This window comes from Litorilituus lipolyticus (assembly GCF_006439335.1).
Lineage (GTDB): Bacteria > Pseudomonadota > Gammaproteobacteria > Enterobacterales > Alteromonadaceae > Colwellia > Colwellia lipolytica.
In genome coordinates, this window is sequence record NZ_SAWY01000012.1 from 18763 (window position 1) to 30095 (window position 11333).

Genomic DNA, 11333 nt, shown 5'->3' on the forward strand with positions numbered 1-11333 from the left:
AGAGCATTTTATTTTTTTAATTATTAGGTTCAATTAATCCATGAAGGATTTTAATAATGTTTAGTTTTAATAAAAGATCTGAAATTCTAGCGTTAGAAAATGAAATATCTTTACTAAAAGCAAGAAATGAAGCTTTAGAAACTGAGCTCAGTCAAGTGAGCAATGTAACGCAATCAAAAGATCAACAATATCTGGATACACAAGCAGAATATGAAAACCAGAATGAGCTAAATAAGTTGTGGTTACAATCATCAGATTTGATTAGCCAGATTAGGGAGGCATTGGCGGCGTCATCGACTGAGTTGCTAGAGCACCGAGATAACTTTCAGTCATCTCACCAGCTTTTTGATCAAATTATGGCGATGCTTCAGCAAAATATTACTTCAACCTCGCAAATCGCAACTGATACTGAAAAAGCTTCTGTTTCCGTTGACCAATTAAAAACCGTGACAGCGGGCATCAATGACTTTGTTAATATTATTAAAGGGATTTCTGACCAAACGAATTTATTGGCGTTAAATGCGGCCATTGAAGCGGCTAGGGCAGGAGAGCAAGGGCGTGGATTTGCGGTAGTAGCCGATGAAGTTCGAACATTGGCTCAGCGCTCTGCGGAAGCTTCGAATGAAATCTCAAATTTGATTGATCAAGTTAATCAACAAATGACAGATGTTATCGATGGTATTCATCATGTTGGTAATAAAAGCCAGGAAATCAGTGATAGTACTGCGTCTATAGAAGAAACGGCTAATAAAATAGTGAACATGTCGCAAAACATGTATGGCGTTATTACTAACTCAACTTCAGATGCATTTATTCAAACGGTTAAAATGGATCATGTTGTTTGGAAGCTTGAAGTTTATCAGGTCATGCTAGGGCAGTCAGACAAGTCAATAGAAGATTTTGCCGATCACACTATGTGCCGTTTAGGTAAATGGTATTATCAAGGTGAAGGTGCAAATAAATATGCATCAATGACTGCATTTAAGCAAATTGATAAACCACATGCAGAGGTTCATCAATATGGCTTAGATGCTTTAAAAGCATTTAGCGCTGGTGATAATAAACATACTGTTCAAAGTTTAGCTAAAATGGAAAATGCGAGTTTTAAAGTTGTTGACTTACTTACGTCATTATCACACGAAATATCTAAAGGTGTGGGGTGTAATTAAGCGCAAAATATTCTGCCTTTTTTTAATCACTTAACTTTAAAATAGCTTTAACATAACTTTGAAGTTAAGTGACAACTCCCCCTCTATCTCTTTAGTTTCGTCTTCTAGCCAGGGTATTAAAATACAATACACATTTGCTAACTTCTTTACGTTGTCATCTTTTTTAACTTGCATGCTAATATTAATAATTATTACTCAGATTTAATCGTTTAATTGGAATAACAATGTTAATAGAAAAAAGAATCGGCCTGTTTTTTATGTTTTGTGGGCTTAGCGTATTATCAGTAAATAGTTATGCTGATGGGTTAACCGATTTGAATCAGGCTTTAAAACAACTTAACGGAAACTCTCCAATTAAGGCCACACTTGAAACCTCATATAGCCAAAAACGTGGAAGAAAAAAAGAGATCAAAGTAACCAGTGGCTTTGCTCAAGTGAATCTTATGGATGCTCCTTCGGGTCTGCAAGTCACTTATTCAAATGAAACACTAATAAAGCTTGAGCATGAGCGAAATGAAAAAGAGACTAATGAGGAGGTCAATACCCCGACCTTAAACGCAATAAATGATATAGAAGCCACAGAGTTAAGCAGTATGCTTTCAGCGGCATCTAATTTAAAGCGTTCGTTAATAAAAGCAAAGTTTGTTAATGAAGAAAACATTCTATTTGAAGGAAAAAAAGCACGCATACTTCACTTTGATTTACCTTTGGAAGCTATTATCACCAATAAGGAAGTAAGAGGTTACGTTAATGACTTTAATGGTAAATATAATATTACGATTGATGATGATGGTGTGCCATTACAATCAGAGTTAAGTTTTGATGGCAAAGGTAGCATTTATTTGTTTTTCAAGTTATCGATTAATCAATCAAGGAAGTATTACTACCGAGTTGTTGATGATAGGTTGGTGAATTTTCGACAAGAATTTGAACGAAAACAAAAATCTACTTGGGATAAAAGAGACTCGTCAGGTTATAAGGTTCTACGTTTAGAAGATGATATTGAAACCTTGGCATATGAACATTAATGTAGATGGTGATGACTATTTATTAACCTTGTCAGCTCGTTACAGGTAACTTTAGAGTTGTATTTGAGCTGACCCCGTCTTTTTCTCAAGTTTAATGATGCCTTCTTTCTTCATTGCTTTTAAAGCTATGTTGATGGCATCGCAAAGAGACTTTCCTTTTTTATTGTTTTGGCAAACATAAAACACATCAAGAATGTGAATTGGTTTGTGCACCGCGTATTCAACTTGATTTACATGCGGGCTATTGTTTACCGCAGCCACAGTTGAAGCATCATCACCAATAACGGCATCTATATAACCCCGCATTAAGCGTTCGATGTTGGCATTATCATCTTTGGCATAACTAAAGTAAATTTTAGAGTTATTGATAATTTTCTTTCCGTAGCTATAACCGGTTACTGCGCCTACTATTTTACCTTGTAAATCTTTTAGTGTTTTTATATTCGAGCCTTTTCGCGTAAACAGTACGATTCTTTTTAAGAAAAAAGGCTGTGAAGTAATCACTGTTTCGTTAGGCAAGTTTTCATAAAGCTCAGGAAAGTAAGCATCAATGTAGCCGGCATTAAACGAAGCTTGGGTGCGTTTAGTGGGTTGAATAAGTAATTTAGCGTCAATATTTGCTCGTTGCATTACCTCGTTATGCATTTTAATAAACAATCCATTATGTTCATCAATAACTAACTGAGGAATGTAGTAACTACCAATATCAGTACTATGAACAAGGAATGGCAGTAAGCCAACAAAAAGACATAAGAACCTTTTAAACATTAACTTTGTGCTTATCCTGCTATAAGAGTGTGAGAATACAGCTGATTATAACAGAAAGTTTATGCTTGTTTTTTGTGTTGTAAATATATTGTTCGAAAGTCCTCCTTTTATTTAATAAATGGGGAGGAAAAAATTGAAAGGCTGTGTACCTACTGACTCAGCCTTTAGAATGGTCAATTGTTTGAACAATAGTGTTTAGAAAGTATAACGTAATGTCGCAGAGAAGCTTCTACCTGGCTCTGTAACGTCACTTAATGTGCTTGAGTCTTTATGTCCGGCGCCGTTTAAATACTGTACATACTCTTTGTCAGCTAAGTTTGTTAAGGCGAGGTTTACCTTTAAATTATCAGTAAATTCATAAGTTGCGAGTAAGTCTACAGTGCCGTATCCTGCAATCTCAACACTTCCTTCATTGACTTTATCCATACGGTCAGCCCAATTGAGAATAAGTTCAGCAGACAGTTTTTCTTGTTCAAAGCTAATACCTGCAACACCTGATAATGGGGTAATGCTATTTAGGTATTCACCAGTATCATCATTTTCACCGTCTTGATAGGCAGCATTGGCAAAGACTGAAACACTATCATTGAGATGATAGCGAACTGATGCTTCAACACCTTTTAAAGTGACGGAATCAATATTTTGATATTGATATACTAGCACTTGTGCTTCTTGCCCTGTGTAAGGGTTAACACTTGATTCAATGTCAATTAACTCAGTCGCTAAGAAATTATCAAATTGATTGTAATATATGGCTGTTGAGAAAAATAAATCCCCTACATGGCCACGTAAACCGAGTTCAAAGGTGTCACTTTCTTCTGGTGATAAATCATCACTTGGCACAATTCTATAGCCGTAAATAGAATTATCATGTTCAATGTAAGCTAAATCATAAGCGGGAACCTTAAAGCCTTGCCCATATTGGGCAAAACCTGCCACCGTATCAGAAAACTTGTAAAGTGCGCCAATGTTTAACGAGAGATGATTTTCATCGAATTTTTTAAAGGGGTTGCCATCTTCTTTTAATGCACCATTTGGATCCATTTCATATATATCAAAACGAGCACCGGGCGTTACTACTAATTTATTGTTAAGTAATGAGATTTCGTCATTGAAGAAAACACCCGCACGAAATACATCAGTGGTAGGAAATTTATTTGTTTCTTGAGGGTAACCATCTTTAGGGGTACCTTCAACCTCATATAATTTAACTTCAGTACGCTTAGATTCGGATGTCTCAATATCCAAGCCGTAGCCAATGGTGTGAGTATCGTTTAGCGATAAACTGGCATTAGAAAGAAAACCGAGTGTTTTTTGTTTGTAAACAGCTGTCTTATACATATCGCGTATTTCAACAATAGGGAACCCAAAATTAGCGTCAATATCTAATTGTCCGTATTCTATATCTTCTTGCTCTGTCGTATTTTGGTAAAGTGAAACATTTAACACATCGTAGAGTAATGTTGCTGTTTCACTATGGTATCTCAATTGGAAAGATTGATTGTCTTTTTCACTATTATTACTTTCTTTAACAATATCGTAGCCTTCTAAGTTTCTAAAATACTCTAATAGACCGTAGGCAGTATCGCCTACAACTTCTTGGTTCCAAATATCAGCAGTAAAACTTAATGTATCAGACGTTGAGAAATTATAATTGGCTTTATAAAAGAGGCTGCTTGATTCAATGTCCAATGCTGGACGAGTTCCATCATAGTTTTGCGTTTCTTCACCAGTTCGATAATTCAAGTTGAGGACTTGCTCAAAGTTACCAGTAGCAAGGGCTAGGGTTGTGCTAATATGACTTTGCTTACCAATATCGTTATAACCTATTTTTACATTACCAGCGAACGTTTCACCATCAACAAGGTAATCTGAAGCGTTTTTGGTGGTGAAAACTACAATACCGCCTAAAGCATCAGAACCATAGAGCGAAGATGTCGCTCCTTTCGCGACTTCAACTTGTTTTAATGTATCTGTTTCAATGAAGCCTCGACCAACGATATCGTTTAACCCGTTAGCACCATAGCCTTCATTCATCCGCATGCCATCTTTAATCATCAAGACTCTATCACCACCCATGCCTCGAACAATAATATTCTGTGCGTTACCTGTGTTTCCCGTCACTTGAATACTAGGATCATACTTAAACAGTTGGCTCATATCGTTAACTAACTGCTTTTCTAAATCTTCTTGTGTAATGACTGATATGCTTCCTGCAACATCTTTAAGTGGTTTTTCCGTTTTACTTCCACTGACAACGATCACTTCCAAATCAGTATTTACTGCACTATCTGCAATATCATCGGCATATACGTTTGAGGTCATGAAAAGGGCTGTTGAAATGGCACTCGCTAAAAGAGCACGCTGTGGCATAAACATTTGATATTCCTATTAAGTATTTTTATTAAATACGCATTGTTAATTTGCAATCTGGCTATTTAACAATACGTGAGACTGCTGTTAATTGGCTCTCTAAGTAATGAAAGATGAAATGAGAGCCGTATTTCATTTTTAACATACACGTTCAAAATACGATTGTAAATACAAATAAGAATAATTATCATTTGATTGTTTGGTTGTTGCTATGTACAATTTTGTCTTATCAAATCCAATGATTAAATTTTTAGAGGTAATTAGTCAGTGAATATTCAGCTCTTAGAAGTAACCATGGCAGAGGCGTCAAAACTACTGATGGCTCCCATTATCGTTTTAATTTGTTTATTAGTGGTTTATGCCATATATGCACTAGGGCGCTTTTGCTCACAATATTTAGTGCGTAAGCAAAACAAACTGGCGTATACGCGCCAAGTAACATCAGATGAATTCAATGAAATTACCAGCCACGCAGGTTATCCCATTCATAACTATTTTGTTAATCATCCAACAGCCAGTGATGATGAACTTGAAGTGGTCGCACTTAAACAATTAGAGAACTTGCGCATAGTCACGCGTATTGCACCTATGCTTGGTTTAATTGCCACTATGATCCCGATGGGGCCAGCATTGCAAGCCCTAGCAGACGGTAATATTCAAGGCATAAGTGAAAACCTAATTATCGCTTTTGCAGCCGTTATTTGGGGGTTGGTTATCTCTTCATTAACTTTTTGGCCAGCATCGGTTAAAAAACGCTGGTGCGCTAATGAGCTGATTAATATTCGCAAGCTTAAAGGGCAAGCGTAATGAAATTTTTAGATGAAGATGAAGAGTTAAACCCCATTGTAAGTGCAGTGAATCTGGTCGATGTCTTTTTAGTTATCATCGCTGCATTGTTAATTGCCTTGGCGCAAAACCCACTTAACGTTTTTTCTAGCGATGATGTCACTGTAGTGAAAAACGCTGGCAAACCCAATATGGAAGTTATCGTTAAAAAGGGTAAAGAAATCAAGCAATACAAGTCGACAGGAGATATTGGCTCTGGTGAAGGAATGCGAGCTGGTGTTGCCTACAAAATGGCTGACGGTAGTTTTGTTTATGTGCCAGAAGGGGATGAAGCACAAACAGACGAAGCAGCTAAGCAGGTAGAAAAATAATGATAAAACAAACCATTTCAAATTTTTTAATTGTATTAACAGTATTAGTTATTTGTCTTGTTCAGCCAAGTTTTGCAACCGATGTAGCATCAGAAAAAAACAGCAAGCCACAAGTATTGTTAATGATGTCAGGCCACGCTTCTAAACCTAAAGGGGACTTGCTGTTATCTTTGGCAAAAGATCAGCCATTTGAGTTGATAAACTTTTCAACTAAAGGCAAATCAGAAGAAGAGGTTAAAGCAGCTTGGTCAAAAGCGCAGCTTATTATGCTAGACGGTATTAACCCTGCGCTTTCTAAATACATGTTTGGTAAATATCAAAGCTATTTAACTGACATGCCAAATGTACCGGTTATTTCTCTTGGCGATTTAAGTAATGAAAAAATGAACCAAGGGCTTGATAGCAAACATCAAAAAAATATCGGCAGTTATTATAAAAATGCCGGCCGTGTTAACTATCAAAACTTAATGCATTACATCGCAAATGATTATTTAGGCTTGTCAAACATCAAGGCAAAGGCCCCTTTTGTTGTGCCTAATGTAGGCTTGTATCACTATGACTATCCGGGACAAGTAACCGATCAAGCAGATGAATTCTTTAACTTTCTGCAAGTAAAAGACAAACAACCAGTAATAGCCATTGGTATTCACCGTAGTGTTATTGATTATGAGCAACAGCAAGTAGTTGATGCGCTTATCAAAGGGTTGGAAGCGAAAGGCGCTAAAGCATTGGGCTTTTTCTTTGAAGGTGAAGAAAAGACGATGAATTACACTGACTTGTTAATGCATGAAACAGAAAATGGCAAACAAGCCCAAGTTGATTTATTGATAAATTATCGCTCGTTACACTTTGTTGAAAAACGCCGTGGTGAGTTTGAAAAGATCGGTGTACCAGTATTGCATGCCATTAACTACACAGAAGGGAATCAAGCAGAGTTTGAAGCGGATCATGCCGGAATTTCACCATCATTAACCCCGTTTTTCTTAGTAATGCCAGAAGATACTGGTAGTGCAGACCCAACGATAATTGCCGCAAATGATAAAGGTGTTAAAACCGTAATTGATTATCAGCTTAATGCTTTAGTTGAACGCGCTTTTAATCACGCAAACTTAAAGCACATTGCTAATCAAGATAAAAAGGTTGCTACTTTTATTTGGAACTACCCTCCAGGTGAAAAGAACATTGGTGCAGCTTTTTTAGATGTACCAACGTCGATTAAAAATATTGCTAAAGCCATGAAAGAAAAGCGCTATCAAGTTGATGTAAAGGAGCACAAAGAGCTAATTGAATCAGCAGGTAAATTGCTGCGCCCGTATTATCGCGGTGAAGATGCAGAACAGTTGATAGCACAAGATTTAGCTGAATACATGCCCTTATCAACCTACTTAACTTGGTTTAATGCGCTGCCGGAAAATGTCACTAAGCCAATTGTAGAGCGCTGGGGTAAGCCTGAAGAAAGCGGCATGTTGCGTAAAACAACCATAGACGGTAAAGAAGTGAATGCTTTTGTTATTCCGCGCATGAATTTAGGCAATATGATAGTCATGCCACAAGGTGTGCGCGGTGAAGATGCCAAGGAGCATGCGAACCTGTATCACAGCACTAAAACGCCAATTAATCACAGCTATTTAGCAATTTACCTATTTGCTCGTCAAGGCTTTGGCGCTGATGCGTATATTCACCTAGGTACACATGGCTCACAAGAGTGGTTAACAGGTAAAGAGCGCGGTTTATCAGTGTATGATGCGCCAAGTTTGGCTATTGGTAATTTACCGGTATTTTATCCGTATATTATTGATAATGTTGGTGAGGCGATGCAGGCTAAACGTCGTGGTCGCGCTACTATGATAAGTCATTTAACCCCGGGCTTTGCCAAAGCAGGTTTATATACTGAGGTCGCTACCTTAAGTGAGAAAATCACTAACTATTTGATGCTGTCTGAAGGGCAAACTAAGGCTAACACGCAAACAGAAGTAATTGAAATGGCACAAGCGCTTAACATGCTAAATGACTTATCGCTTACTAAAGAAGAAGTTATGGCAAATTTTGATGAACATATTGCCAAGCTACAAGATCATTTAAATGCCTTAGCACAAATGAGCCAACCACTTGGCGTGCATATTTTTGGTGAACTTCCTCAAGATGCGCATTTATTTAGTACTATGCTGCAAATGCTCGGCGATGACTTTACTGTGCGTGCGGCAAGTTATGAAAAAGCAAATAACCTTGCCATAGCTAAAGCTCAACAGTTTGATGAGCACAATGTTAAGAAGTTAGCGGCGCTTGATGGTTTTCAATTGGTTAAAACCTATATTGAAAACCCCGCTGTGTTGACAGATTTAGACGAACAATTACAAGCTGATTTAACTTTAGCAAAAGAGTATTGGGATAACTTTCAGGCGATTGCTGAAACGCAAAACTTAATGCTGGCATTGGAAGCTAACTATATTCCAATTAGCTATGGTAATGACCCTATTCGTAACCCTAATGCTGCGCCAACAGGTCGAAACTTAATCGGTTTTAATCCTGCCAAAGTACCTTCTAAAGAAGCTTATGATGCGGGTGTTACTTTGATGAATCAAACCATAGATGCTTATGTTGAAAAGCATGGCAAGTACCCAGAAAAACTAGCGTTTTCGCTATGGTCATTGGAAACCATGCGTCATCAAGGTGCACTTGAAGCGCAAATATTACACGCATTGGGTTTAAAGCCTAAGTGGAATAATCAAGGCAACGTAGTTGATACTGAAGTCATCCCTTACAGCGAATTAAAGCGCCCACGTATTGATGTAGTGATTTCAGTGACGGGCTTATATCGTGATGCATTTCCTAACGTAATGTTATGGCTGGCGAAAGCGATTGATAAAGTGGCTAAAATGAAAGAAGACAATAACTTTGTTTACCGTCACGCCAATGCTCTACGTAGTGAATTACTGGAAAAAGGTAAAACTGAAGAAGATGCCGATTATTTATCGTCTATTCGTATCTTCTCAAATGAAACCGGCAACTATGGTACAGGTTTAGCGGGTAGTTCATTAGCTTCTGATACGTGGGAAACTGATGATAAATTGGCAAATCTTTACTTAGATCGCATGGGTTTTGCTTTTGGCGCTGATGAAAAGCGTTGGAGTGAAAATGTGTCTGATGCATTGGGCGAGGGTGAAGGTTTGTACTCGAAAGTGTTATCAGGTACCGATGGTGTTATTTTCTCTCGCTCTACTAACTTATATGCCTTGATGACTAATGACGATCCGTTCCAATATTTTGGTGGTATTGGCTTAGCGGTAAGACATTTAGACGGTGCGACACCTGAAATGTACGTATCTAACTTACGTAAAAAAGATCAGCTGAAAACGCAAACACTTGAAGAGTTTGTTAACCAAGAGATGCGCAGTCGTTATTTCCACCCGCGTTGGATCAAAGCGATGCAAGATTCTGGTTATGCTGGAGCAACCGCTATTTTAGATCGCATGAATAATATGTGGGGTTGGGAAGTGATGACACCTGAAGCCATTCGTGATGATCAATGGCAAGAGTTTTTTGAAGTCTACGTTGAAGATAAGTACCAAATGGATATGCGAGAGTTCTTTGAAGAGCACAACGCTGAAAGCTTAGCGCAAATTATTGAACGTATGCTTGAAGCCGTGCGCAAAGGTTACTGGCAGGCTGATCAAGAAACCATTAAGAAAATGGTAGAGACTTACACGGAAATTGCTAGCGAGTTCGACGTAGCTACGGATAATGAAAAGTTCAATGAGTATATGGACAATACCGCGGTTGGTTTTGGTTTATTACCGCTTTCTCAAGCATTAGCGCAAGCACAGGCACAAGTTACGCCGCCAGCACAAGCCGCTAACGCAATCCAACAAGTGACAGGGCAAAAGCTGGAAGAGCAGGCTAAAGCAGAGCAAATTGAAACGGATTATAGTATTTTGTATTGGTTAGCGGTAATTTTCTTATTCGGCGCTAGCTCAGAGTTATTTATAACGATACGAAAAGTTACGATTGGGAGATCAATAAAACAAGCATTAGCTGATAGAACTAAGCAAACAGTTTTTGATAATGCTGCCTAAATTAATAATACTCAGAAGTGACAGTATTTTTTACACAACTTAAACGCTGCTTTATTTTTCCTCTATAAATCAATGTCTTGTTTGTTGGTGTGTAATATGCATTATCATGCAAAAGACATCTTGGATTTATAAGTTAAAGGATAAAATATGAAAAAGTTGCTGTTAGTATCTGTTGCTGCTGTGTTGTTAATGTTTAGTACCTCGTCAAATGCTGGTCTTATGACTGAGTTACCTGAAGATACATACATTACTGAAAATGGATTAGATTGGACATGGGTTTCTAGATGGGGAACGGGTAGTGCACTTGCCCCTGAATTGCCAACATTTCATGCAGGTTGGAGATATGCTACGACTGCTGAGTTAGATTATTTATTTGAAAACCTAGTCGCTTTGTTTTTAAATGCTGGTAATCCAATTGAGTCTACCGCTTACTGGAATGAGCCTAGCCAAGTGGGTGTAAATCAAGGTGACTTATCTGCAGGCTATATTATGTCAGGAACAAATATAATGTCTTATGGCAACGGGTTAAATTGTACGGGCTCAACGCCTTGTGACACATTTTATGTAAGAGGTAGTGTTGAAGTGCCTGTGCCTGCATCATTAGCATTATGGGTACTTGCGCTTGTAGCGTTACGTTCTGTAAGAAAAAAAGCGTAAAACAAAACGTTAAATTTAAATGTGTTGTCCTGATATAGGTTGACACTTTTTTTCTAAAACGCCTGATGAATTTCATCAGGCGTTTTGTATTTTAAGGCCATATGAGGC

Annotated in this window: 8 protein-coding genes; 6 read left to right on the top strand and 2 right to left on the bottom strand. The window is 37.8% G+C overall.

The window, feature by feature from the left end; all coding sequences use genetic code 11:
• Nucleotides 1-56: 56 nt before the first annotated feature.
• Together EPA86_RS18450 and EPA86_RS06510 are read left to right on the top strand one after the other, a co-directional pair.
• The gene (locus tag EPA86_RS18450) at nt 57-1169 is read left to right on the top strand and encodes a methyl-accepting chemotaxis protein (protein ID WP_140602619.1); all 1113 of its coding nucleotides are present in this window, start codon (nt 57-59) and stop codon (nt 1167-1169) included.
• Nucleotides 1170-1393: 224 nt separating this feature from the next.
• Nucleotides 1394-2197 (top strand): hypothetical protein, encoded by an 804-nt coding sequence (locus tag EPA86_RS06510; protein WP_140602620.1) that lies wholly within the window; start codon nt 1394-1396, stop codon nt 2195-2197.
• Nucleotides 2198-2248: 51 nt separating this feature from the next.
• On the opposite strand, the gene EPA86_RS06515 is transcribed toward EPA86_RS06510, so the two are convergent.
• A complete protein-coding gene (locus EPA86_RS06515) occupies nt 2249-2965 on the bottom strand; it encodes a substrate-binding periplasmic protein (protein WP_140602621.1) in 717 nt (238 codons plus the stop codon).
• Between the two features lie 195 nt (nt 2966-3160).
• Nucleotides 3161-5344, bottom strand: a complete 2184-nt coding sequence (locus EPA86_RS06520; protein WP_140602622.1) for a TonB-dependent hemoglobin/transferrin/lactoferrin family receptor — start codon at nt 5342-5344, stop codon at nt 3161-3163.
• A 261-nt stretch (nt 5345-5605) separates the two neighbouring features.
• On the opposite strand from EPA86_RS06520, the gene EPA86_RS06525 reads away from it, so the two are divergent.
• From EPA86_RS06525 to EPA86_RS06540, 4 genes are all read left to right on the top strand, one after another.
• Nucleotides 5606-6145 (top strand): MotA/TolQ/ExbB proton channel family protein, encoded by a 540-nt coding sequence (locus tag EPA86_RS06525; protein ID WP_140602623.1) that lies wholly within the window; start codon nt 5606-5608, stop codon nt 6143-6145.
• Nucleotides 6145-6495, top strand: coding sequence for a DUF2149 domain-containing protein (locus EPA86_RS06530; protein WP_140602624.1), 351 nt, complete (start codon nt 6145-6147; stop codon nt 6493-6495). The genes EPA86_RS06525 and EPA86_RS06530 overlap by 1 nt, the downstream gene beginning before the upstream one ends.
• Entirely contained in the window at nt 6495-10568 is a 4074-nt protein-coding gene (gene cobN / locus EPA86_RS06535; protein ID WP_140602625.1) for a cobaltochelatase subunit CobN, read from the top strand. Before EPA86_RS06530 ends, cobN begins: the two co-directional genes overlap by 1 nt.
• 147 nt (nt 10569-10715) lie before the next feature.
• Nucleotides 10716-11225 carry a hypothetical protein gene (locus EPA86_RS06540; protein ID WP_140602626.1) on the top strand — a complete coding sequence of 170 codons (510 nt, stop codon included), beginning with the start codon at nt 10716-10718 and terminating at the stop codon, nt 11223-11225.
• The last annotated feature ends 108 nt before the right edge of the window (nt 11226-11333 follow it).